Source organism: Shewanella woodyi ATCC 51908 (assembly GCF_000019525.1).
Lineage (GTDB): Bacteria > Pseudomonadota > Gammaproteobacteria > Enterobacterales > Shewanellaceae > Shewanella > Shewanella woodyi.
The window spans coordinates 2043523-2069183 of sequence record NC_010506.1; the positions used below are offsets into that span (position 1 = coordinate 2043523).

Annotated in this window: 22 protein-coding genes and 1 pseudogene; 21 read left to right on the forward strand and 2 right to left on the reverse strand. The window is 38.6% G+C overall.

Going from position 1 to position 25661, the window contains the following annotated elements; genetic code table 11:
- The first annotated feature begins 400 nt into the window (after positions 1-400).
- From rfaH to SWOO_RS08490, 21 genes are all read left to right on the forward strand, one after another.
- Complete coding sequence (gene rfaH, locus SWOO_RS08385; RefSeq protein WP_041418044.1) at positions 401-934, forward strand: transcription/translation regulatory transformer protein RfaH; 534 nt, start codon at positions 401-403, stop codon at positions 932-934.
- 1591 nt (positions 935-2525) lie between these two features.
- A complete protein-coding gene (locus SWOO_RS08390) occupies positions 2526-5273 on the forward strand; it encodes an SLBB domain-containing protein (RefSeq protein ID WP_012324283.1) in 2748 nt (915 codons plus the stop codon).
- A gap of 203 nt (positions 5274-5476) precedes the next feature.
- Complete coding sequence (locus SWOO_RS08395) at positions 5477-5854, forward strand: four helix bundle protein (RefSeq protein WP_012324284.1); 378 nt, start codon at positions 5477-5479, stop codon at positions 5852-5854.
- Between the two features lie 96 nt (positions 5855-5950).
- The gene (locus SWOO_RS08400) at positions 5951-6916 is read left to right on the forward strand and encodes a Wzz/FepE/Etk N-terminal domain-containing protein (RefSeq protein WP_012324285.1); all 966 of its coding nucleotides are present in this window, start codon (positions 5951-5953) and stop codon (positions 6914-6916) included.
- A gap of 372 nt (positions 6917-7288) precedes the next feature.
- Positions 7289-8569 carry a Vi polysaccharide biosynthesis UDP-N-acetylglucosamine C-6 dehydrogenase TviB gene (gene tviB / locus SWOO_RS08405; protein WP_012324286.1) on the forward strand — a complete coding sequence of 427 codons (1281 nt, stop codon included), beginning with the start codon at positions 7289-7291 and terminating at the stop codon, positions 8567-8569.
- Positions 8570-8695: 126 nt separating this feature from the next.
- On the forward strand, positions 8696-9724 hold the full coding sequence (locus tag SWOO_RS08410; protein ID WP_012324287.1) for an NAD-dependent epimerase/dehydratase family protein: 1029 nt from the start codon (positions 8696-8698) through the stop codon (positions 9722-9724).
- Positions 9721-10896, forward strand: a complete 1176-nt coding sequence (locus tag SWOO_RS08415) for a glycosyltransferase (RefSeq protein WP_012324288.1) — start codon at positions 9721-9723, stop codon at positions 10894-10896. Before SWOO_RS08410 ends, SWOO_RS08415 begins: the two co-directional genes overlap by 4 nt.
- Positions 10897-11006: 110 nt before the next feature.
- Positions 11007-11444 (forward strand): acyltransferase, encoded by a 438-nt coding sequence (locus SWOO_RS08420; protein WP_012324289.1) that lies wholly within the window; start codon positions 11007-11009, stop codon positions 11442-11444.
- A 13-nt stretch (positions 11445-11457) separates the two neighbouring features.
- Entirely contained in the window at positions 11458-12750 is a 1293-nt protein-coding gene (locus SWOO_RS08430; RefSeq protein WP_012324290.1) for an O-antigen polymerase, read from the forward strand.
- A gap of 22 nt (positions 12751-12772) precedes the next feature.
- Positions 12773-14212, forward strand: coding sequence for a lipid II flippase MurJ (locus SWOO_RS08435; protein WP_012324291.1), 1440 nt, complete (start codon positions 12773-12775; stop codon positions 14210-14212).
- Positions 14212-15264, forward strand: coding sequence for a polysaccharide biosynthesis protein (locus SWOO_RS08440; RefSeq protein ID WP_012324292.1), 1053 nt, complete (start codon positions 14212-14214; stop codon positions 15262-15264). Before SWOO_RS08435 ends, SWOO_RS08440 begins: the two co-directional genes overlap by 1 nt.
- 2 nt (positions 15265-15266) lie before the next feature.
- Positions 15267-16139 carry a dTDP-4-dehydrorhamnose reductase family protein gene (locus SWOO_RS08445; RefSeq protein WP_012324293.1) on the forward strand — a complete coding sequence of 291 codons (873 nt, stop codon included), beginning with the start codon at positions 15267-15269 and terminating at the stop codon, positions 16137-16139.
- The gene (gene wecB / locus SWOO_RS08450; protein ID WP_012324294.1) at positions 16136-17266 is read left to right on the forward strand and encodes a non-hydrolyzing UDP-N-acetylglucosamine 2-epimerase; all 1131 of its coding nucleotides are present in this window, start codon (positions 16136-16138) and stop codon (positions 17264-17266) included. Before SWOO_RS08445 ends, wecB begins: the two co-directional genes overlap by 4 nt.
- A 61-nt stretch (positions 17267-17327) precedes the next feature.
- Positions 17328-18467: a glycosyltransferase family 4 protein gene (locus SWOO_RS08455; protein WP_012324295.1), complete on the forward strand. Its 1140-nt coding sequence runs from the start codon at positions 17328-17330 to the stop codon at positions 18465-18467.
- Positions 18448-19047, forward strand: a complete 600-nt coding sequence (locus SWOO_RS08460) for a sugar transferase (protein WP_012324296.1) — start codon at positions 18448-18450, stop codon at positions 19045-19047. Before SWOO_RS08455 ends, SWOO_RS08460 begins: the two co-directional genes overlap by 20 nt.
- Positions 19040-19678: an acetyltransferase gene (locus SWOO_RS08465; protein ID WP_012324297.1), complete on the forward strand. Its 639-nt coding sequence runs from the start codon at positions 19040-19042 to the stop codon at positions 19676-19678. Before SWOO_RS08460 ends, SWOO_RS08465 begins: the two co-directional genes overlap by 8 nt.
- A 7-nt stretch (positions 19679-19685) precedes the next feature.
- Positions 19686-19901, forward strand: a complete 216-nt coding sequence (locus SWOO_RS08470) for an acyl carrier protein (protein WP_012324298.1) — start codon at positions 19686-19688, stop codon at positions 19899-19901.
- 37 nt (positions 19902-19938) lie between these two features.
- The gene (locus SWOO_RS08475) at positions 19939-20952 is read left to right on the forward strand and encodes a ketoacyl-ACP synthase III (RefSeq protein ID WP_012324299.1); all 1014 of its coding nucleotides are present in this window, start codon (positions 19939-19941) and stop codon (positions 20950-20952) included.
- The gene (locus SWOO_RS08480) at positions 20942-21697 is read left to right on the forward strand and encodes an SDR family NAD(P)-dependent oxidoreductase (RefSeq protein ID WP_012324300.1); all 756 of its coding nucleotides are present in this window, start codon (positions 20942-20944) and stop codon (positions 21695-21697) included. Before SWOO_RS08475 ends, SWOO_RS08480 begins: the two co-directional genes overlap by 11 nt.
- A 9-nt stretch (positions 21698-21706) precedes the next feature.
- Complete coding sequence (locus tag SWOO_RS08485; protein ID WP_012324301.1) at positions 21707-22720, forward strand: 3-oxoacyl-ACP synthase III family protein; 1014 nt, start codon at positions 21707-21709, stop codon at positions 22718-22720.
- Between the two features lie 6 nt (positions 22721-22726).
- Positions 22727-23902, forward strand: a complete 1176-nt coding sequence (locus SWOO_RS08490) for a DegT/DnrJ/EryC1/StrS family aminotransferase (RefSeq protein ID WP_012324302.1) — start codon at positions 22727-22729, stop codon at positions 23900-23902.
- Positions 23903-24122: 220 nt separating this feature from the next.
- Here the strand turns inward: SWOO_RS08490 and SWOO_RS25905 are convergent.
- Positions 24123-24391, reverse strand: a pseudogene (locus SWOO_RS25905) (transposase domain-containing protein); the annotation flags it as partial.
- A gap of 33 nt (positions 24392-24424) precedes the next feature.
- Positions 24425-25575 (reverse strand): IS3 family transposase gene (locus SWOO_RS08495; protein ID WP_195742877.1). Its coding sequence is split into 2 segments (ribosomal slippage): positions 24425-25341 and positions 25341-25575, totalling 1152 coding nucleotides; the frame shifts between segments, so codons are not numbered across the junction.
- Between the last annotated feature and the right edge of the window lie 86 nt (positions 25576-25661).

Below are 25661 nucleotides of genomic sequence, written 5' to 3' on the forward strand. Positions count from 1 at the left end.
CTCTAGCAAGCCGTAGGCCGCTCTTCTCAATTTTTACCATAAGCAAAGCGTTCCGTACGGCCTCAGGCCATTCCGTTAACCGTAGCCACTGGTGGCGTTCGCGCTTATAGAAGCAAAGCGACCTAGAACCTCGCAGGCACGAAGTGCCGTTCTAGTAGGGCAAAGCCCGCTCTTCTTAGCTTTCCCTCTTTTCATCAAAATAGCAATTTGATATGATCTCCTTTGTGAATGGGACGTCGCGGATCTTAAGTGAGAGCTTAGATTGTTATGACTATGGACTTTTCCTATATTCCCATCTCTATCCGTCTATTTTTACAATGCTAAATTTTAAAGTTAGTCATAAAAGTTAGACCCTTAAAGCTATGTGCTTGTTTAGCAAAACGTAAAGAGTCAAATGACCATGAAAGCTTGGTACCTTCTATATTGTAAGCCACGTGGCGAAGCCAGAGCTGTACATAACTTAACTCTTCAAAATATTGATACTTACCTTCCTACTATAGGCGAAGAGAAGAGAGTAAAAGGAGAGGTAAGTATTAAGCGTATCCCACTTTTCCCTGGCTATCTTTTTATCAATATCGATCCACAAGTGACCAGTGTTGCGCGAATTCACTCAACCCGTGGAGTGGGTCGTATCGTTGGATGTAATGAGCTAATGACCTCTATTGACGATTCAATTATCCACAGCATTCGCTTACGTGAACATAAGCTGCTATCTGAGTTATTGCCTGCAAGTGAGTTATCACAGAAGTGTGATGGCTCTTCAACAGTAGAGATAAATCCTGGCGATCAGGTTAAGTTTACTGAAGGACCATTTGCTGATTTAGAGGGGATCTTTGCCGAGAAAAGCGGTGATAAACGCTGTCATGTTCTTTTTGAGATTATGGGGCAGAAGAAGCGAGTTTCAGTGCCCAGAGACAGTATAAAACCTGTTTAAGCTAAATATAGAGCTTTTATCCTACATATTTTCAAAGTAAACATTATTGCTTAAGTATATTACTCATTTGTTTGTAGGATATTTGCCATAGTTGGTGTTTTGTTTTCTATTGGTTATGTTTGTTAGCTTGGCTTGTGTTTTTGAGTCTCGCTTTGTTAATGAGTGCATAAAATGTATCGCTTAGGCTTGCTGTTCTTCGTAATTCTCGCAAAAATATGGCTGTTTATTTTGCGTGGAACATAAAAACCGATATTTTTAATGGTGATTAAGGTTCTAACTATTCGCTGACTATGTTGGTTTTTTATAGGAATATAAATATGGGATCCACTGCCGTTTTAGTTGTGCTTCCTATATTAAACACTCTTTTACGATTGCTTTTTGAGGTGGTACGCATTCGAGGCTTTAATGAACAGCATTTACATAACGGATAGCGTATAATGCGCCACTGTTTAATTTTTGGTTAGGCAGTTTTAGAAAGTATGATTAAGGCTTTTTGTCTTGAATAAATGAGTATGGCTTTGAAATGTCTATTTGGCATTAGGTGTTGTTAGACGGTAAACCGACTTGAGTGAGTTTACTTTGTAGACATCTTAGTGAGTGTAGTAGCTATTTCAAAGTTTGCACTTTGCTTAAAAAGTGAAGAAAAGAGTAACAAAATTAGAGTGTCGCATCTCGTGACGGGCAATTTGGAAGCCGCAATCCATGGGCGGTAGCGTGTCCGAAGGACATCGAATGAAAAGTTTCATTCGTTAAGTGATAGCCGAAGGCCTCTGGCCGCCACGCGGGTCGGTAGCGTGCCTGACACAAATTGTCGGGAACAATTTTGGACAGCTTTAGCTGGCCCATTGGGCGAAATACATGGATGTATGGAGTAAAGGGTGCCGAATGAAAACCTTTGTTTATTGTTTATTAAAGAGTATTCGTTTAGTGGACGCCGAAGGGCGTCTCGTCCGCCACGCGGATCGGTAGCGTATTCAAAAAGATTCTAGGACGCTTCGCTGCGAGGACGTTCGCAAGCTCACTGCTAGAGCGCTTTGCTGCTAGGAAAGAGCAGAAATTACAGTAAACATTATTAAGCTTTTGCCTTCAATAGTTTTGATTTTTTTAGGTCTTCGAGCCTAGAATCTGCTTATTACACCTAGAACCTTTTTCTTGTGTAGGTCGGTATTTATGCCGACGCTTTTGATGGGCTAAAGCCCAACCTACATATGCAAAGAAGGACGGGCTTCGCCCTGCGTAGGACGGCACTAGTGCCTGCTAGGTTCTAGGGCGCTTCGCTTCTTTTAAGGCGAACGCTGATGGCCTTATTCTATTGTAGGTCGGCATTTATGCCGTCAGGTTTGCTATATACAATCACTTATTGATGGTCCAAAGCCCAACCTACATAGATTAGCAGCACAACGTCAGCTCCCGCAGTGTTGCGTCCTAGCAAAGAGCTTGCGACCGATCTTGATGCTGACGTAGTCATCGTTTTCTTGTTACCGTAAGAGCAGCGTTCTGTAGTGACGAAGTTACGTGCCGTGAGGACGAAGTCCGTTCATCACTTTTTTAACCTTATTTATATACATAGCTTTATCAACGGAGATTATCAGTGTTACACAAAACCAAAAAAATAATCATTGCAGGCATTAGTGCCTTAGTTTTGTTGGGCACGCAAGCACAAGCTGCTATGCCGTCTCCGCAGATGATAGAGCAATTTAAGAACTTGCCTGCTTCAGAACAGCAAAGACTTGCTAAACAGTACGGTATCGACCCTTCAATGTTAGGTGGCGGGGCTAGCTCACAGCAGCAGCTAGAAAATCCTACTCTTGTTAATGAGAGACAAAACTTTGATCGAAATGGTCAACCTATCTATGAGCAGGATAAAGATAAAGAAGAGCTCGATTTTGATGAAGATAAAGCGAAAACTGAACTGAAACGTTTTGGCTATGATCTCTTTAGAGGTGAGCCTACTACATTTGCGCCAGTTTCAGATGTTCCTGTACCTAGTGAATATTTAGTCGGTCCTGGTGACAATATTAAAGTCCAACTTTACGGTAAAGATAACAAAGAATACGACTTAGTTATTAACCGTGAGGGTGAGATTCAATTCCCTGAGCTTGGGCCAATCTCAGTTAACGGATTAACTTTTGCCGAGCTACGAAAAATCTTAACTTCCCGTATCAGCGAGCAGATGATAGGTATCGAATCTAACATCACCATGGGTAAGCTGCGCTCTATTCGTATTTTTGTTGCTGGTGATGCCTACAAGCCTGGTTCATACACTGTTTCAAGTTTATCTACGATAACTCAAGCACTGTTTGTTTCAGGTGGTGTAAATGAGATTGGTTCACTGCGTAATATTCAGCTAAAGCGTAATGGCAAATTAATCGGCACCATGGATCTTTACGATCTGCTTATGCGTGGCGATGCATCTAGCGATCTAATGCTCCGCTCTGGTGATGTGGTATTTATCCCATCAGTGGGTGGTTTAGTTCGTGTGACCGGTGAGGTTCGTCGTCCTGCTATCTATGAGTTAAAAAACCGTGAAACACTGGCTGATGTTTTATCCATGGCTGCGGGTTTAAAGTCGGGTGCTTATCCAAGAAGTAGTAGTATAGAGCGTTTCAATACGAATGGTTTAAAAACAGTTAAAAATGTTGACCTTACTTCAGCACAAGGTCAAAAAGTTAAGGCTCTAGCGGGTGATGTTGTACGTGTAAAATCTGCTTCTAATCAGTTTGAAGACGCCATCACAGTTGTTGGTGCAGTTGTAAGGCCAGGTAAGTATCAATGGTATCAAGGTCAAAAGATTAGCGATCTGGTTCCGTCAATTTGGGGCGATCTATCGGCTTCTGCAGACTTAGACTATGGCATTATTGTTCGTGAAGTTAATCAGTACGGTGATATTGAAGTCCATCAATTTGAGCCCGGTAAAGCTATCAGTCAAAAAGTTGCAACTGATGACCTACTATTAAATGCACGTGATAAGGTTATCTTCTTCAACTTTAGTGATAAAAGTCAAAATCGTTACGAGTTAAATAAATTAGTTAAAGAACGCGTTTTAAAGGTCACTGAGCTTGCTGGTGACTCATTGGTTGGTAACGATCTTTTTAAAGCTGGCTTTGCGCAACTGCAACAGAAAGGGTTAACAGAGCGAAGTGAGATCGGTGGTGTTGTTATCGCAAAAGAGGCTGATGATAACGAGCAGCAAGCCATTATTGGGGAGGTCAACAAGATGTTGATTAACCTGTTTGATGATAAAGACTTGATAAAGCTTAGTTCGGCGATGAACCGCAGTGAGCTGCTTTACCCTGTTGTGATGAAATTAACCACTCAAGGTCGTTCAGGCAAAGAGGTTAAAGTTGTCGCTGTTAATGGCAAGGTTCGTCACTCTGGTATCTATCCACTAGCCGTAAATGCAAGAGTTGATGACTTAATAAAAGCGGGTGGTGGCCTTCAAGAAGGTGCCTATACCGCAAGAGCAGAATTAACAAGCACCTTAATAGACAGCCAAGGCTCAAGTATTCAACATCAAAATATCGATCTGAAAGCAGCTATTCAAGGTGATGCGACTGTCAATGCAAAACTCAAAGGTCGCGATATTTTAACCGTGATGACAACACCGGATTGGCAAGAAAATAAATCTGTTGAGATCCGTGGTGAAGTTAAATTTCCTGGCATGTATAACATTCGTCGCGGCGAGACACTTAAAGATGTGCTAAATCGCGCTGGTGGATTTACAGAGTTTGCTTACCTACCATCAGCGGTATTTGTGCGGGAATCAGTACGCCAACAAGAACAGCTTGAGATTAAAAAGCTTGCTAATCAACTCCGCCGCGATATCGCAACTCGCGGTGTATCGAAAGATGGCAATGTTGTAAATTATAGCGATGCTCAGATGATGCTCACCGACCTTGAAAACATCAAAGCTGTCGGGCGCTTAGTTGTTGATTTATCTGCAATATCAGTTGGTATTGAACAAGCAGATCTTCAACTCGAAGACTCAGATATCTTATATGTCCCCTCCACTAAGCAAACCATTGCAGTAATGGGCGAAGTACAACATGCTGCAACGCATAGATTCAAGAAGGGCTTAACGCTAGATCAGTATCTTGCCATGTCTGGTGGCGAGAGAGAGCGTGCAGATGGTGATAGAACCTATGTGATTAAAGCGAACGGTTCTGTACTGCTTCCAAGCCGCTCAATCTGGTTCAGCAGTGAAGACAGCCTTCAACCTGGTGATACGATTATCGTACCGCTTGATACAGAATACAAAGATAACCTAACACTCTGGACGCAGGTAACCAGCATCATCTACAACACAGCAGTAGCATTCGCTACAGTCGCGAACTTGTAAGAAGAATCGAGTTACGAGATCGCTTCGCTGCTAGAACGGGCTTCGCCCTGCTATAAAAGCAAAAAGCTTAAGAGCCAGCGTTATATACTACGTCAGTGCTATCTTTTGCTTTTATAGAATCTAGAAGGAGCGAAGCGACGTTCTCGTCGTGACAAAGTCACGAACTAGAAGCGCAGCGCTCTGCCAAAGCTAAGGAGTAGCTAATGAGATTTGAACAACTGGATGTTTGGAAGAGAGCTTCAAGATTGTCGTGCGAAATATACAAGGCAACAGAGACAGTTCAAAACTGGGGTTTTAAAGATCAAATAACACGCTCAGGCTTATCAGTACCTTCGAATATTGCAGAAGGTGAAGAGCGTGAAACCAACAAAGAAAAAGTACGCTTTTTGTATTATGCAAAAGGCTCACTTGGTGAGTTGGTTACCCAGTTATATATCGGAATTGAAATCGGTTATCTAGAAAAGCATTCCTCATTGGAAATGGTAAAAGAAGCCAAAGAACTCGCAAAAGTCCTAGGTACTATGATCAAAAAGAAAGAGTCAAAAATTAAAGAAGAACCAGCAGTCTACCAGACGAAGTAATTATTGCTGTTATAGCAGCGAAGCGCACTAGCCGCGAAGCGTCCTAGAATCTAGAAGCAAAGCGCTCTCTACTCCATCAAATCAAAAGATAAAGTGATGAATAACCAAAATATACCGCAAGAATTTAAGGATGCAAGGTTCCCTCAAACTACAAGCGAAGACGAGATTGATTTGAGGGAATTGTTTAAAGTCATCTGGCAAGGAAAATGGCTCATTATTGCCATTACCGCTGTTTTCGCCATAGGCTCTGTCATTTTTGCACTTTCACAGCCAAATGTTTACAAGTCTGAAGCTCTATTAGCTCCAGCAAGTGAAGAACAAAGTGGTGGATTAAGTGCATTAGCGGGTCAGTTTGGTGGTCTAGCCAGTATGGCGGGTATAAATCTAGGAGGAGGTGGAGGAGTCGATAAAACTCAGATGGCCATCGAGGTGATGAAGTCACGTCAATTTGCTAGTCAGTTCATCCAAAACCACAATATTTTGCCAGATCTAATGGCGGCAGAAAAGTGGAATATGGGTGATAACACGATTACCTATGATAGTGAGATATATGATGCGTCAGCTAACAAATGGGTACGTGAAGTTAAAGCGCCGTTCAAGCCTAAACCTTCAATGCAAGAGGCATATAAAGAGTTTAGTAAAGCCATTTCAGTTAACTCTGCTAAAGATACTGGTATGGTTACTATCTCTGTCGAGCATCTGTCACCTAGCGTAGCTCAGCAATGGGTGGCTTGGTTAATCCAAGATATAAACAAGGTGATGAAAGAGCGCGATGTAGCTGAAGCTAATCGCAGTAGCGAATTTCTTAATAAGCAAATAGCACTGACAAACGTCGCGGATATTCGTTCAATTCTATACAAATTAATTGAAGAGCAAGCAAAAACGATTATGTTTGCCGAAGTTCGTGATGAATACGTATTTAAAACAATCGATCCAGCCTTAGTGCCTGAAGAGAAAGCTAAACCCAAACGTGCCCTTATTTTTGTGTTAGGCACTATGCTTGGTGGCATGCTGGCAGTGATGATTGTTTTAATAAGACATTTCGTCAGAAAAGAAGGTTAATTTTTAAAATAGTTATTATATTGGACAAATTTTATCTTCTTTCTTCTGTATAACTGTAAGCGGATCGTTCCGTAAACGTAGTGTTCTGTAGGCTGTTATCGAATATGATTTTATTACTTATTGGGGCTGCTGCATTTAAATAAAGAGTAGAAAAAGAATAGAAAAACAGTAAAACCTAATATTTACAAGGGATAGCGCTTACTTAGAAATAAGAGCAATTGTCTCAAAATGGATTAAAAGTGTCTCAGCCTAGCTTTTAGGTCTGAGATGTAAGAGGGCATGAATTCATTCTTTGAAACAAACTTCACTGTCCACAAAATATCAGTAGCTACTCAAAATAGATTTGTTTTCGATTATATAAAGGCAGTAAAAATGATTGTATCACTAGACAATGTGAAAATTGGTATTATTGGTTTAGGCTATGTTGGGCTTCCTTTGGCTGTTGAGTTTGGTAAAAAAAGCCCTACGATAGGTTTCGACATAAATGAAGGGCGTATATCAGAGTTATCATATGGCCATGACAGCACACTTGAGTGCAGTCATCAGGAGCTCGCTGAAGCAACTTGTCTTCGTTACACAGCATCTTTATCAGACCTAAAAGAATGTAATGTGTACATTGTTACCGTACCAACGCCAATAGATGAGCATAAGCAACCTGATTTGACTCCACTAGTAAAAGCATCTGAAGCTTTGGGTGCTGTTGTCAGTGAAGGTGATATCATTATATATGAGTCAACCGTATATCCTGGTGCGACTGAAGAAGAGTGCATCTCGGTAGTCGAAAAAGTCTCTGGATTGAAATTCAACCAAAACTTTTTTGCTGGCTATTCACCTGAAAGAATCAATCCTGGTGATAAAGAGCATCGCGTCACTAACATATTGAAGGTAACCAGTGGTTCAACTCCTGAAGTAGCTGAATTTGTAGACCAACTATATAAAAGCATTATTGTTGCCGGAACACATAAAGCATCGTCTATAAAAGTTGCCGAAGCTGCAAAAGTGATAGAGAACACCCAGCGGGATGTCAATATTGCATTGATCAATGAGCTTTCAATTATCTTTAACAAATTGGATATTGATACGCTAGAAGTGCTTGAAGCTGCGGGTACTAAATGGAACTTCTTGCCGTTCCGCCCAGGTCTAGTAGGTGGACACTGTATTGGTGTCGACCCTTACTACCTAACTCATAAAGCTCAAACTGTTGGATATCATCCTGAAATGATCCTAGCTGGCCGAAGACTAAACGATGGTATGGGCCAATACGTAGTTTCACAACTTGTTAAGAAAATGCTTAAGAAACGTCTCCATGTAGAAGGTGCCAATGTACTAGTTATGGGGTTAACATTTAAAGAAAATTGTCCTGACTTACGTAACACCAAAGTGGTCGACATTGTATCAGAGTTGAAGGAATACAATATAAATGTCGATATAGTTGACCCTTGGTGTTCAAATGATGAGGCCGAGCATGAGTATGGGCTGTCGTTATGTGAAAAGCCAAAAGCGAATAACTATGATGCGATTATTATGGCTGTTGCCCACAATGAGTTTAGAGAAATGGGTGCTGAAAAAATTCATGTTTTAGGTAAAACTGAACACGTATTATACGATCTAAAGTACATACTCGATAAAGAAAGCGTAGATATGCGTTTATAACCTCCTTTACTGTGAAATAGGATTGTAATTTGGACAAGTTTCTACTTGGTCTATTTCGATCCTAAATCACTTTATTTTATCTTAATTCTTAATTCTTAATTCTTAATTCTTAATTCTGGACTTCTTATGTCTCGTTACGAACAAATTCAACAAGAACTTATAGATTCTCCTAAAACTTGGTTAGTGACGGGAGTTGCAGGGTTTATAGGCTCAAACCTGTTAGAGAAATTGCTTAAACTAAATCAAACTGTAGTAGGGTTAGATAACTTTGCGACGGGTCATCAACATAACTTGGATGAAGTAAAAAGTTTAGTTACTGAAGAACAATGGGAACGTTTTACCTTTATAGAAGGTGATATCCGCGATTACAGCACTTGTGAGGAATCTGTAAAAGGTGTGGACTATGTATTACATCAGGCGGCGCTAGGCTCTGTCCCTCGTTCGATTGCTGATCCAATTACATCAAATGCAACTAATATCACAGGGTTCTTGAATATGCTGCAAGTAGCAAAAGCAGCTAAGGTAGAAAGTTTTACCTATGCGGCCAGCAGCTCAACATACGGTGACCATCCAGCACTACCGAAGGTTGAAGATAACATTGGTAACCCTCTTTCTCCTTATGCAGTTACGAAATATGTTAATGAACTCTATGCTAATGTGTTTGCCAAAACATATGGTTTTAAAACAATTGGTTTACGTTACTTTAATGTATTTGGTCAACGCCAAGATCCAAATGGTGCTTACGCAGCGGTAATTCCTAAATGGGCTTCTGCAATGATTCAAGGTGATGAAATTTTTATAAATGGAGATGGAGAAACCAGTAGAGATTTCTGCTTTATTGAAAATACTGTTCAAATGAATTTATTAGCGGCAACAAGCGAGGATATAGCTAAAGATGAAGTTTACAATGTTGCCGTAGGTGACAGAACAACTTTAAATGATTTGTTTACCAATATTCAATCTTCATTAAACAAAAGTGGAAGCATATATAGTATTGCTCCTAGTTATAGAGCGTTTAGAAATGGGGATGTTCGTCATTCGCAGGCCGATATTTCCAAGGCAAAGCAAAAGTTAGGTTATTCGCCAGAGTTTAATATTTCTCAGGGAATAGCCAAAGCAATGCCATGGTACTTGGGGTTTTTAAATAATAGATGAAAAAACTTATATATATTGGTGGCTTTGAGCTACCTGATAAAAATGCTGCAGCACAAAGAGTTATAGCTAACTCTAAAATATTTAGTATGCTAGGGTACTCTCTCGAATTGATCGGCGTAGATAAAAACTTGTCGTTCGACGATGGGCTTTGTTCTGTATCCTATTCAGGTTGCGAATTTGAAAGTAAAGCAGTCTCCTATCCTAAGACCAATCGGGAATGGATCAATACAATTTTAGGTCATGATGAAATTGTTAATTACTTAAAGGAAAATGCGACGGATATTGAGTGCGTAATACTTTATAATTATCCTTCAATTGCCTCTTTCAAAATTTATTCCGCAATGAAACAATGCAATGTGACTGTTATATCTGATATTACAGAGTGGCATAGTTCTAGAGGTGCAGGCTTAATTTTTTCAATTGTAAAATGGCTTGATACAACGCTTAGAATCAGGTATTTAGCTAAAAAAGCAGGAAAAGTCATAACAACCAGTCAATACATGACGGATTATTACAAAAGTAAAAATGTTGAAACATTAGAATTACCTACATTGTATGATACGCGAAAGTTCACTACACCGCCAAAAACACTTGAAAAGTCTTCAACTAGCCTAATTTATATTGGTAATCCGTTTGATGTAAAAAGAGCTGCAAAGGCAAAAGGTGCCGTTAAGGAAAGGCTGGATATAGTCATCAAAGCCTTGAGTATTCTATCTGATAATTATGTTTTTACTTTCAATGTGTACGGAATATCTGAAGAAGATTATTTAACTGTTTATCCCGAACATATTGATCTAATCAAAGGCCTTTCCGACAGGGTGTTTTTTAATGGAAAGATGGATCACAGTTTTGTAATACAGAGGCTCCAAGAATCTGATTTTTCAGTTTTCTTTAGGGATGAAACATTAGTTAACTTGGCTGGGTTTCCTTCCAAACTGGCTGAGTCAGTATCTTGTGGTATACCTGTTATATCTAGTCATATTGCAAGTTTGACTAAATATCAAGATATAAGCGGAGTATATTTGGCTCAATTAGGTAAAGAGGTAGATATGATAGAAAGGTGCCTTAAAATGACTGAGCTAGAACTAAATGAGCTAAAAGAAAAAACTTATAACTCAAAGTTTTTTGATTGCAGAATGTACTTTGAACAGGTTAAGTTATTTCTTAGTTAATTTTTTATAAGGGTAAAATGAATAGAATTATTAGGTTACTTTTTTTTCCATTGAACTATATTTGGGCAAGATTGTTCCCAGTAAATTTCGCAAGGAAAATAGGAGTTAAAATGAATGGTAGAGTTACTATTTACGGTTCCAGTTATGAGATGTTCAGTGCTGAGCCATATTTAGTAACCTTAGGGGATAATGTGTTTATTAGCGTGGGGGCTTCATTCGTTTGCCATGATGGTTCTACTCTACCTTTTAGGAAAAACATTCCGGACTTGGAGTTAGCTGGTAGGATAAATGTTGGCGATAATATATTTATAGGTAAGGGCGCTTTAGTTTTGCCCGGTGTAAGTATAGGCAATAATTGTATTGTTGGTGCAAATGCTGTTGTAGCTAAAGACGTACCAAATAACAGTGTAGTGGCAGGTAACCCAGCTAGGGTGATTAAGTCTACAGATGATTTTTTGGCTAAAGCAAAAAGAAACTCACTGAAGATTGGGAACTTATATGGGAAGGATAAAGTTGATGCGTATAAAAAGATATTTGATGTTAAATGAAGAGCTTAACTAGATGAAACTCATAAGTTATAGGTATTTGCCATTAAATATATTTTTGCTTTATACGTTCTTTGTAATGTTTGCTTTGTTCTTTGGGCCAGCCCAGTTTAGAAATATGAACTTTCTTTATTTAGCTTCATTCCTGATAATTAACACATTTATTTTTGTTTTTTTTTTCATTGCAGGAGCTAAAGGGATAGTAAAGTGGGAACATAAGAAGTCAAAGAATAATTTCATTGAGGGAAGTTTTTTTAAGTTTTTTTTGTATTCTGGTCTACTTTTATCGATTGTTGCCTGGGGGGACTTTTTTGTATCAGGGAAAAGTATATCAATCTCGAACATGGGAACCAACTATGTCGATGGCTATGATGGTTACGTTCGAGGTAGTAGTTCAATTGGTTTTAGCTATATATTAAATATCTTTTCGGTCTCTCTGCAGACTCTCTCATTATTGTTTATCTTTTCGAATTACATTTTTCTGAATAAAAAACAAAAGTTAATAGCTTGTTTTGTGATCTTTACATATTTGATTATAAATGTATTGGTTTCTGGTAAGCAGAAATACCTTGGTGATATTGTTATTTTTTTTGTTTATTCTTATTTAATCTTTTCGGCAGTTCAAAACAAAAGGTTTAGTGTAAGTAAAATATTAAATTACTGTTTTGTGTTTTCTGTGGTGGTTTTTTCTTTCTCATACATTTTAACATCAAGATATGCGGCTATTGATATCGATGGCAGTAATATTGCAACAGCTTTAAATTCTCATGTTTACTGGGATAGTGAATCAATAATTATTAAGATTTTTGGTAACACTTTTGGATTTGGAATTGGTATGTTTTTAGGCTATTTCACCAATGGGCTTTATGGCTTGAATTTAGCATTGCAATTACCGTTTGAGTGGACCTATTTTCTAGGGAATTCATATTCACTAGCGAAAATTGTTGAGACTGCGATATCTTCGCCAGGCTTGATCTTGCAGCATTCGTATCCATTTAGAGCTGAAGAATTAGGGTGGGGATTGGATAAGTGGCACTCCGCTTTTTCGTGGCTTGCATCAGATTTAACGTTTCCTGGAACCCTATGCTTTATGGCCTTCTTTAGTTTTAGTTATGCGAGAGTTTGGATTGCTTCGATTAATAACTCAAACCCTTTTGCTCGTCCGTTATTTATTTATCTTTCTGTGGGAATTGTTTTTGTATATTCGAATAACCAGTTAGTACACTCTCTCTCTGGTGTTTTTGTTTTATTTGCACTTGTTATTATGTATTTTATATATAAATTTCAATCTAGGCAGGTTTATGTTTAATCGATTCGGAAGGAACTTGTCATTGGTTTCAATCGCTTTGTTTGCTCTTATTTTGGGTGGCAAAGCGTCAGGGTTGTTAAAAGATGTTTTAATAACATATAGTTTTGGTGTGAGTAAAGAAACTGACGCCTTTTTCTTAGCTACGTACATTTCTACACTTATTTATATTGGGCTTTACTCTTCTATTTCAATTGTAATTATACCTAAGTGTAAAGATGTTTTGAATAGAAAATCGAGTGCAATCGAATTGTACTCGCTCTATTTAATGTATTTATCACTGTCTATTTTTATTTCTTTCGTTACATATTTTTTCTCGGATGAAATTGTGGCTTTAGTTGCTAATAACGAACACGTTATGCGTAAATCTGTTGACTATCTAAAACTAATGGCATTAACTTTTCCGTTGTCAACTGCCGTTGGTATCTTGAATTCTTTACAGTTATGCAAAAACAAGCCTTTGTTAACTTATGTTACACCTGTAGTAAATAATTTTGCATTTTGTGTTACTATTTATTTAGTCGATAGTGGTGATTTTAACTTGTTACTATATGTGGCGATTGTTGGATGGTTTGTATTATTGCTTTTTAATTTTTTCGAACAAAAGGTTCGCTTTAGAAAAGTAATTAATCGTTTTCTTTTAATTAGGAAAAAAAGCTTAAAACCAACGGCAATTGGTTTGGTTGTTCTGTTTGTTGTTGTAGAGCAGTTGACCAATTTTATACCAGTTTACTTTGTTTCTATGGGAAGTGCAGGTGAGCTATCTGAGTTTACCTATGCTAACAAATTGAATCTTTTTATATTGTCAATCAGTTTGTTGTTAATAACTAGTCATGTACTGCCTAATTTATCTTCAAAAAAAAATTTGTTAGAAATAAGGATGGTTTTATATAAATCTTTTGATTATCTTTCTTATTTTCTGTTGCCATTAGTCATTGTCGCAGCGATTAATAGTAAGGAAATAGTAGAACTAATTTTTTTTCGCGGAAGCTTTTCTATTGAAAATGTTATTAATGTTACGAAAATATTCACGTTGATGGTTTTAATATTGCCCGCATTTATATTTAAAGATATTCTAAATAGGGTGTATTTTGTAGTAAAGAAAGATACGGAGTGTCTTACTATTACTTTGGTTACAGCTATTGTTAGTCTTGTGGTTAATAGCTTTACATATCCTTTTTTTGGAGCCATTTCCGTAGTTTTTAATTTTGTTATTATAACTTACATTCAAGTTGTTGTGCTTTTCTTTTTCCTTTTTAAATTTAGACTTTGGTTTTCTTTGGCTACTTTTAAGGCTTTCATATTTCGAATTGTAAATATACTTTTTGTTTCTTACTGCTTGTCATATTTTGATTTTGGATTGGTTCTTTATTCAAGTCTGTTTTTGTTGTTTTATATATCAATTTCTTATCTTTTTAGGGATGAGTTATTATTAAATTCGTTAAAAAAATTAAGGGTCGTTTAATGTCAGGTAAAGATATTTTTAGAGGGAAAACACTATTGATAACAGGGGGGACAGGGTCGTTCGGAAATGCTGTTTTACGCCGTTTTTTAAATACTGAGATTAGAGAGATCCGTATTTTTTCGCGTGATGAGAAAAAACAAGATGACATGCGAAAGCATTTTCAGTCAGATAAATTAAAGTTCTATATTGGTGATGTTCGTGACCTGCAAAGTATTTTAAGTGCTATGCGGGGGGTGGATTATGTCTATCACGCTGCGGCATTGAAGCAGGTACCGTCGTGTGAGTTCTATCCGTTAGAAGCCGTTAAAACTAACGTGTTGGGAACAGAAAACGTACTCGAAGCAGCAATCGCTAATAATGTTGAGCGTGTAGTGTGTCTGAGTACAGATAAAGCTGTTTACCCAATTAATGCTATGGGTATTTCAAAAGCGATGATGGAAAAAGTTATTGTTGCTAAAAGCCGTAATCTAGAAGATAGCAATACCACAATTTGTTGTACTCGCTATGGTAACGTAATGGCATCACGTGGGTCAGTTATTCCATTGTTTATCCGCCAGATAGTTAATAATGAGCCAATCACGATTACAGACCCTACAATGACTCGTTTTATGATGACCTTAGACGATGCCGTTGACTTGGTATTACATGCTTTCAAAAATGGCCAAAATGGAGATATTTTTGTGCAAAAAGCGCCGGCAGCAACGATTGAGGTATTAGTAACTGCGTTACTCGAAATGCTTAAAAAACCAGAGCATGTTGTAAACGTGATTGGTACCCGCCACGGTGAAAAATTGTTTGAAGCTCTATGTAGTCGTGAAGAAATGTTTGTTGCACAAGAGCAAGGTGAATATTTTAGAGTGCCTGCAGATAATAGAGACTTAAACTACTCAAAGTTTTTTGAAGAAGGCGATTCAGACCTCTCTAAGGTAGAAGATTACAACTCGCACAATACTGAACGTTTAGACGTTGAAGGTATGAAGCAACTACTACGTAAGCTTGATTTTATGTGTGAAATTGAGTCTGGAAACATCATTGTTCCTGAAGGTGTTTAAGTATGAGAATATTAGTTGTTGGTGCTACAGGCATGCTAGGTTACAGTCTGTTTAGTAACCTAAATGAGCATGCTCATTTGTCTGTATTTGGCACCGTGCGGAGTATTGTCGGGAAAGAGGCGTTTTTTAGCAACGTACAGCAGCAATTAGTCACGGGAGTTGATGCCTACGATATAGTCTCACTTCAGCATGCCATCGAAACGGTGGCGCCTGATGTGGTCATTAACTGCGTTGGTTTAATTAAGCAGCATGGTATTTCTAAGCAACATATAGACGCTGTTAAAATTAATGCATTGCTTCCTCATGAACTCGCCAATATTTGTGATAGGTTTGACGCAAGACTGATTCACTTCTCAACTGACTGTGTTTTTACTGGTGATATAGGTTTTTATAGCGAAGAATCATTACCCGATGCACGTGATTTATACGGTAAATCTAAGTGTCTTGGTGAAGTTAACTATGGCAAGCATTTAACCTTAAGAACCTCAATTATTGGGCATGAGCTTACTTCTGCTGTAAGTTTAGTTGACTGGTTTTTATCGCAAGGCGAAAGTACAAGAGGTTTTTCTAAAGCCGTGTTCTCTGGCCTACCTACTTGTTATATAGCCAAGCTATTAGCGGACTGTATTTTAATTAATCCAGAGATTGTAGGATTATTCCATCTGTCGGTCGACCCAATTGACAAACATACTTTATTAGAATTGATTGCAGAGCAATACCAAAAACAAATCACTATTACTGATTCGCAAGAGTTAGTGATAGACCGCTCACTAAATTCAGATAAATTTAGGCAATTAACTCAGTTCAGTCCACCGGAGTGGAGCGAACTTGTTGGGTATATGTATAAAGATTATGTAAGAAGGTATAAAGCATGAAAAGGTTAAAAGTTGTAACTGTTGTAGGTACTCGTCCAGAAATTATTAGGTTGTCATGCACAATTGCAAAGTTAGATGAGTTTTGTGAACATGTACTAGTGCATACTGGGCAAAACTATGATTACGAACTAAATCAAATATTCTTCGAAGACCTAGGCATTCGTGCTCCTGACATATTTTTAGAATGTGCCGGCGCTACAGCTGCCGAAACCATGGCGCAAGTAATAAGTAAAGCAGATGCCATGTTTGCCGATGTACAACCAGATGCCATTTTAATATTGGGCGATACTAACAGTGCAATGGCCGCGATTCCGGCAAAACGTAGAAAAATTCCAATTTTTCATATGGAAGCGGGCAACCGTTGCTTTGACATGCGAGTACCAGAAGAGATCAACCGTAAAATAGTGGATCATACTGCTGACGTCAACATGCCTTATACCGATATTGCGCGTGAATACCTATTAGCCGAAGGCTTAAAGCCCGATCTAATTGTTAAAACCGGCAGTCCAATGGACGAAGTGCTTCATCGTTATTCAGATAAAATTGCTAATGCCGAAATTTTAACTACGTTGGGTTTAACATCGGGTGAGTATTTTGTGGTAAGCGTGCATAGAGAAGAAAATGTAGACTCTGAAAAAAATATTCATAGTTACGTGGACGCTTTAAATGTTATTGCCGAAAAATATCAGTACCCTATTATCGTATCGACACACCCTCGTACCAGAAAGAAAATTGACTTACTTAAATTAGAGTTTCACCCCTTGGTTAAATTGTTAAAACCGCTGGGGTTTAGTGATTACGTAAAATTGCAAATGGACGCTAAAGTGGTATTAAGTGATAGTGGAACGATAACTGAAGAGTCGTCAATCTTAAATTTTCCTGCGATTAATATTAGAGATGCACAAGAGCGCCCTGAAGGTTTTGAAGAGGGAGCTGTTATGTTTACTGGTATGAATGTAGAGCGGATACTACAAGCCATCGAAATACTTAATAAGCAACCACGTGGTGAAGAACGACTAATTAAAAAAGTACAAAACTACATAGCACCTAATGTATCAGATAAAGTGTTACGAACGATTATTAGTTATACTGATTATGTTGACCGGGTTGTTTGGAGAAAGCTTTAGCTGAATTCTTTGTATGTTACCAATTTTTCTGTCTAATTAGTTTGGTTAAAGTGTATATTTAATGAAAATTATAATAATTGGTGGTGTGGCTCAATCTTTGATCAACTTTAGGGGTGATTTGATCAAGTCTTTCTTGAATGCTAATTATGACGTTGTTTGTATTTCAGGAGAAACGGACCATAAATATGTGGAGCAGTTAGAGAAGCTTGGTTGTAAATTTATTCCGTGCAAATTAAAAAGAACTAGTTTAAACCCACTTGCTGACTTACTATTACTTTTTAATTTCATAATGATTTTTCGTCAAGAAAAACCAGATGTTATTTTAGCTTATACGATAAAGCCTGTTGTGTGGGGCGGGATAGCATCTAAATTATTTTCTCGAACAAAATTTTATGGGTTAATTACAGGTTTGGGGTTTTCTTTCCAAAAGGGAAGTCTGAAGCGTAATATCCTTTGTAGTCTAGTAAAAAGATTATATAAGTTTGCATTAAGTGGTGCATCTGGGGTCATATTTCAGAACTCAGATAATCAGAATGTATTTATTAAAAATAGACTTATTAACAGGGAGGTTTCAACAGTAGTTCCTGGCTCAGGAGTTAATTTATCGCATTTTGCTCAAACTCCTTTACCTAAAGGGAAGATTACCTTTCTTATGATATCTAGATTGCTCGGCGAAAAAGGTGTTCGTGAGTATATAGAAGCTGCTAAACAAATTCGTACTCGGTATCAAAATGTTTCTTTTCACTTAGTTGGACCCATTGATTCGTCGCCTGATGGGATTCCTCAAAATGAAGTTTTAGAGTGGCAAGAGTCCAGATATATTGAATACTTCGGTTCATCTTCTGATGTAAGACCTTTCATTGAGGCGTGTCATGTGTTTGTTTTACCCTCTTACCACGAAGGAATGCCTAGAACAGTGCTAGAAGCGATGAGTATGGCTCGCCCAATTTTGACTACCGAAGTGCCTGGTTGTAAAGATACTGTTACTCCTGGCGTAAATGGCTTTTTGGTTCAGCACGGGCGTGCTGACTTACTGGCTGAGAGGGTGGGGTGGTTTATAGATAACGAAGAGTCGCTTCAAGAAATGGGTCAAAAAAGTAGATGTATGGCTGAAGATATATTTGATGTTCGTAAAATTAATGCAAGTTTGTTTGATATTATGAGTCTCAAGAGGAACTTTAATGATAAAAAGACTATTTGATATAATTGTTTCATTGTTAGTACTAAGCTTTTTGTTACCTGTTATAGCTGTTGTAGGTATCAAAGTTGCCATTGAGCTTGGCCGTCCTGTAATTTTTAAACAAAACAGACCTGGTCTTAAAGGGAAAATTTTCAAATTGTTTAAATTTAGAAGCATGAAAGATGCAGTTAATGAGGATGGAATACCTTTACCTGACTCTGAGAGGCTTTCAAGCTTTGGGGAAGCGCTAAGAGCTACGAGTCTAGATGAGTTGCCGAGTTTATTGAATGTAATTAAAGGCGATATGAGTTTAGTTGGTCCAAGACCGTTACTCGTAGAGTATCTACCGCTGTACAATACAGAACAAGCAACACGCCATAATGTACGTCCCGGAATTACTGGTTGGGCACAAGTAAACGGACGAAATGCCATTAGTTGGGAGCAGAAGTTTGAATACGATGTGTGGTATGTAGAAAATCAATCTTTTTGGTTAGACATAAAAATTCTATTGTTAACTATCAGAAAAGTCTTTGTAAGGGATGGTATTTCAGCGGATGGTGAAGCTACAATGACGGCATTTAAAGGCTCTGATAATGAATAGTCCTAGTTTGTATATTGTCGGAGCTGGAGGGCTAGCTCGAGAATTGTACTCTTATTTGGCGACAAATAATTTTATCTACGAAGGGTATGAACTAAAGGGGTTCCTTGATGATAATCAGGAAGCACTGAATGGCTTTAATATGGTGCATAAAGTTTTAGGTCCATTAAAGCACCATAGAATAGAAGCAAATAGCTTATTGTTGATGGGGGTCGCTAGCTGTCAGTTAAAGCAAGACCTATTTAACTTTTATCGAGGTCTGGGGGCTTCATTTATAACTTTTAGCCACTCGTCATCCTTCGTAGGGCGAAATGTTACTATTGGCGAAGGTTCTATATTAGGCCCAAATGCTGTTATAACTACAGATGTTCAAATTGGGCTTCTTTCTACTATTAATGTGAATACCTCTATAGGGCATGATGCATCTTTGGGTGATTTCTGTACGCTTAGTGGTCATTGTGATGTCACTGGTGGCGTAGAGCTTGGTGATAGAGTTTTTCTTGGTTCGCATGCGTGCATTATTCCTAAAGTCGTTATCGAATCAGACTCTATAATCGGTGCTGGAAGTGTTGTAATTAAAAGAGTCGTGGCTGGCTCAACCATGTTTGGTAATCCTGCTAAAAAAATTAAATGAGGTAGATATGTCTAAAGAAAGTAAGTTACTGGAAATTATTGCTGAAATTTTGGAAGTAGAAGTTAACGAAGTTAACTTGGATACACAATTAGATGAAGACTCTTGGGATTCTCTAGCTGTGGTCACATTTATCTCTGAAGTTGATTCTAATTTTGATGTTGTTGTTTCTCCCTCTTTAGTCGGTGGTGCGGAAACTGTTAAACAGTTAATTGACTTGGTTTAATTATTTACCACGCCCGTAAGGGCGTTTTGGTTGTAGAATGATTTCGATTAGTAATGTCAGCATAAAAGGTATAGCAACTACGATTCCTTCATCTAAGGTCACTAATAGTGACTTGGGGGCTCTTTATGGAGAGAAAGAGATTACAAAGTTGATTTCTAGCGTTGGTGTGAATACTAGAAGGGTTGCTGATACCAATACTACTTCTGCGGATCTTTGTTATGACTCCGCAGTCAATTTAATTAATGAGCTTGAGTGGGAGCCTGAGTCAATAGGCGCTATCATATTTGTAAGTCAGACTGGGGAATATCAGCTACCAGCAACGGCTTGTATTTTACAAAATAGACTCGGCTTACCTGTCAGTTCGATTGCTTATGATGTGAACCTTGGTTGTTCTGGGTATACCTATGGTTTATTTTTAGCGTCAAGTCTTGTTCAAACGGGTATTAAACGAGTTTTATTGTTAGTTGGTGACACTATTAGCAAGTTGGTAAAGCCTGGAGATCGAAGTACGGAGCTATTATTTGGAGACGCAGGTACCGCAACAGGGCTAGAGTTTGAAACTGGTCCAGTTATACATTTTGAGCTTGGAAGCGATGGAAGCGGCGCGGAGCATATCATTGCTCGAAATCCTCAACCTCAAGTTAACTCTATTCGTGGCTTAAACTGCGCATTTTTAGAGATGAATGGTGGAGAAGTATTTACTTTTACTCTTAAGCGGGTTCCATTATTAGTTAATGGATTTTTAGAGGCTTTAGAGTTAACAAGTAAAGATATTGACTCATGTGTTTATCATCAAGCTAATCACTTTATGATTAAACATTTGTCAAAAAAGTCTAAATTTGAACCATCGCAAGTTCCAGTCAGTATTACCGAGTTTGGTAATACTAGTTGTGCCTCTATTCCGCTGACACTATGTACTCAAAATCTTATTTCAAGAAATCGAATGCTGTTGGTTGGTTTTGGTGTCGGTCTTTCTTGGGGAGCTGTTATGGTAGATTTAAGTACAACTAAGCTTTTACCTGTAAGTGAGATAAAAATCAATGAGCAATGAGTTAGCTGGAAAAACCATTTTGGTCACAGGCGCATCTTCTGGATTAGGAAAGGCTATTGCTATTTATTTTAGTACAGTCGGAGCTAGGGTTGTATTAACCGGTCGAAATGAAGAGCGTTTACACGAAACGCTAAAGGACATGAGTGGTTCTAACCACCTTTATTTTATAGCTGATCTGGCAAAAGTAGAGTCAACTCAAGCAATGATGGATACTGTTTTTGCTAATGTTGGGGCTCTTGATAGTGTTATTCATTGTGCTGGAATTCAAAAGACCCTGCCACTACAAGCTTTGAAAGAACATCACTTCGATGATATTTTTAATACAAATGTGAAAAGTGCCCAGTTTATCGCTAAGTTTTTGCGTAAAAAAGGCAGGTACAACTCACAAGGTACAAGCTTAGTTTTACTCAGTTCAGTTGCTGCGGTGTGCGGCGAGCCTGCAATTTCTAGTTATTCAGCCTCCAAGGCTGCATTATTGGGGTTATCCAAGTCTTTAGCTATAGAGCTAGCACGTCAAAATATTCGAGTTAATTGTATAGCACCCGGTCATGTTGGGACTGAAATGGCGATAGAGTTTAGTAAACAGCTTACAGCTGAGCAACGTGAAAACATTCTGCTTAAGCATCCACTTGGCCTTGGTAAACCTGAATATATCGCTCAAGCTGCAGAGTTTTTAGCAAGTGATAAGTCATGTTGGATCACCGGGACAACTATTTTTGTTGATGGTGGATATAGTGCTCACTAAGGAGTGATAGTGAAGTCTAAAATAATTGCAGTCTCTTCTTATTTGCCGGAATATATTCTTACCAATGAAGAGTTAGCTCGGGATAATCCTGAGTGGAGTGTGAATAAAATATATGATAAGACAGGCATAAGCACACGTCACATTGCAGCTGAGGCCGAATCGTGCTCAGACATGGCGGTAGCGGCTTGTGAAAATCTGCTCAAAGAGTACTCAGTGAATAGAGCGGATATTGACTACGTATTATTGTGTACTCAAAGTCCAGATTTTAAACTTCCAACCACAGCATGCATTGTGCAAGAACGGCTAGGGTTAAAGAACTCATGTGGCGCGCTTGATTTTAATTTAGGTTGTTCCGGCTACATTTATGGGTTGAGTTTAGCTAAAGGATTAATTGAGACTAATCAAGCCAAAAATATTTTATTAGTTACGTCAGAATTATATTCTAGATATATAGCTAAAGAGGATAAAAGCGTCAGAACACTATTTGGCGATGCAGCTACAGCGACTCTAATATCTTGTTCTAATTCTAACGAAGATAAAATAGGACCTTTTGTTTTTGGTACAGATGGTGCTGGAAAAGATAATCTTATTGTCCCACACGGTGGGGCGAAATACCCATTTGACGCCAGTTCTGATGTATTAGAACAAGATTCTAGTGGTAATTATAGGGCACCCAAAAACTTATTTATGGACGGTGGGGAAATCTTCACTTTTACGCTTAAAACAGTTCCGAAAAGTGTTGATGCATTGTTGGAGCTAGCTGGGTTTGAAAGAGAACAGATAGATCATGTTATTTTTCACCAAGCTAATAAGTTTATGTTGGAACAACTCAGGAAGAAATGTAAATTTAATGACGAAAAATTTCTTACTTCATATGAGTTTTTTGGGAATACAGTGTCTTCAACAATACCATTAGGAATTAATGAGGCGATTAAAGCTGATAAGTTTAATCCTGGTGACAAAATAATGCTTGTTGGTTTTGGTGTCGGTTATTCTTGGGCCGGAACCATCATTACTTGGTAAATAAAAATGTTAAATACTCCATTTTCTCCATGGCCTTCTTTCACTCAAGAAGAGGCCGATGCTATTAGTCGCGTGCTCCTATCCAACAAAGTCAATTACTGGACTGGCTCTGAGTGCCGTGAATTTGAAAAGGAATTTGCTGCTTGGTCTGGTTGTAAACACGCTATTGCTTTGAGTAACGGAACCCTTGCATTAGACCTCGCTCTTAAGGCTTTGAATGTTGCTGATGGTGATGAAGTTATTACTACGCCTCGTACTTTCTTAGCATCTGCGTCATCTATTGTTACTGCAGGTGCATCACCGGTGTTTGCTGATGTTGATCTTAATAGTCAAGCTATTACTGCTGAGTCAATCGAGGCCGTGCTAACAGAAAAAACTAAAGCTGTTATTGTGGTGCATCTTGCTGGTATGCCAGCAGAAATGGATGCAATAATGGCATTATCCGCAAAGCATGGTTTTTATGTGATTGAAGATTGTGCACAGGCGCATGGCGCAAAATATAAAGGTCGCAGTGTTGGTTCTATTGGTCATATAGGTGCTTGGTCATTTTGTCAAGACAAGATCATGACGACTGGTGGTGAAGGCGGTATGGTCACTACGAACGATAAAGCACTTTGGCAAGAAATGTGGTCTTATAAAGATCATGGTAAAAGTTTTGATGCCATTTATAATCGTGAACACCCACCAGGTTTTCGTTGGTTGCATGATAGCTTTGGTACCAATTGGCGTATGACTGAACTGCAGGGCGTGTTAGGTCGTATTCAGTTAGGTCGTATGAAGGGCTGGACCGTTGCGCGTCAGACAAACGGAAAAGCAATCGATGAAGCTGTTAGTGATTTAGCTGTTGTTAGGGGCGTTGATGTACCCGAGCATATTGAACATGCTGAATATAAACATTATTTATTCGTTTGCCCTCAGTATCTAAAGGAAGGATGGACACGCGATTTAATTGTTGAAACAATTAATTCTAAAGGCGTTCCTGCATATCAAGGTAGTTGCTCAGAGGTCTATTTAGAAAAAGCGTTTGACAATACATCTTGGCGACCAAGCAAGCGGTTACCAAATGCGGTTGAGTTAGGTGAAACTAGTTTAATGTTTCTTGTACATCCTACATTAACTCAGGTCGAGATAGATAAGACTTGTGAAGTTATTCGCAGCGTCTTGCTTTTGGCTCAGAAGTAGCGTTGAATTTATTCAGTATAAAATCTCAGGTTTGAGCTTCAGATTGACTGAGTAAATACAGGTTTTAAGGCTCTATTCATACTAATAATGAATAGAGCCTTGTTTTATACATTTCTAGCAATGTCTTTTATAGTCTTTTTCAGTATCTCTTAAGTCAGCCCTTCCCCCTGTGTCAGGATCGTTGTCACCCCTTAAAGTGTGAGCGTCCGATGATCTACATCTAGCCGAGTTTTACTAGCCATGGTAAGAGGCTGTTGAGATCAGAATTGGGATGGGATAACTTCTCCAAGCAGTGTTCGATGTAATCGAACGGAATAAGGCCGTTGGCTTTGGCCGTCTCTATGATGCTGTATAACATGGCACTGGCTTCTGCACCACGGTGATTATGATTGAACAGCCAGTTTTACGTCCTATCACAAACGGTTTCACGGCACGTTCCGCGTGGTTGTTATCGATATTTAACCTGCTATCTTCAACATAACGAGTCAGCAAGACTTAACGGTGTGGTAAGCCCCCAGTTTCCTAGGAACTTTCTAAGTTCTCATAATACTGCTTCTCGAACTTCATCGGAGACAGTCCATTATTACTACCATGATGTCGCACTGGATTATAGAAATATTCGATATAGTTAAATATCTCAGACCTTGCTTCAGCTCTAGTCCTATAGATCTTGCGCTTAACTCTGTCCTTTTTTAGCAACGAGAAAAAACTTTCAGCGACAGCATTATCATGACATTTACCCCGTCGGCTCATACTCGCTTGTAGGTTGTTCTCTTTAAGAAAACTACGCCAGTTTGAGCTGGTATATTGCACTCCTTGAGCTGAATGTATTAGCACCTTTTCCGATGGCGAACGCCTCCATACTGCCATCAGCAACGCGTCGATAACCAGGTCTGCCTTAGCTGAGCTTTTCATCGTCCAACCAACAACTTGTCGAGAAAACAGGTCAATCACAACAGTCAGATATAGCCAACCCTCATGGGTGCGAATAAAGGTAAAATCCGTTACCCAAACCTTATTTGGCTTATCGACGTCAAAACCTCTATTTAGCGTGTTTGGAGCTGTATGGCTAACATTGCCACCTCCGAAGCTTGGATTACGCTTATAGCTCCTAATTGCCTTGATTTTGGCCTGACTCATGATTCTATAAACACGATTTTTTCCAACAGTCTCACCATCATCTTTAAGGTCCAGCGTAATATTTATATAGCCGTACACACAGCCGCTTTCCAGCCAATATTGCTTTATCTTACCAAGTAGTCGTTTGTCCTCTATAGCCCTAGGGCTATGGGGTTCTTTCAACCAAGAGTAGAAGTCACTGCGATTTACACCGAGCGTTTTGCATAGCGTTCTTATGGGGTACTGTCTGAGCCTAGACTTTATGAACGTGTACTTTTCTTTGACTCGCTTGCAAAGTACACTGTGGCCTCCTTTAAGATATTGCGCTCTTTTGTTACTCGACGAAGTTCTGCTTTAAGTTTACGTATTTCGGCTTGTTGATTATCGATGGTGGTGTGCTGTTTCTCTGGCTTATCAAACTTGTTAATCCAGTTGTGAAAACTTTTGGGCGTGACGCCTAACCTTTCTGCGACATCTGCAATCTGGTGACCACGTTCAGTGACCTGCTTAACCGCTTCGATTTTGAACTCGTCGGGATATCTTTTTTCGCGCATGTAACACCTCATATTTTTTGATTCATTATAACTCTATGAAGTGTCTACAGTTCTAGGGGCTTACCAACCATTCTATTCCCTATTTT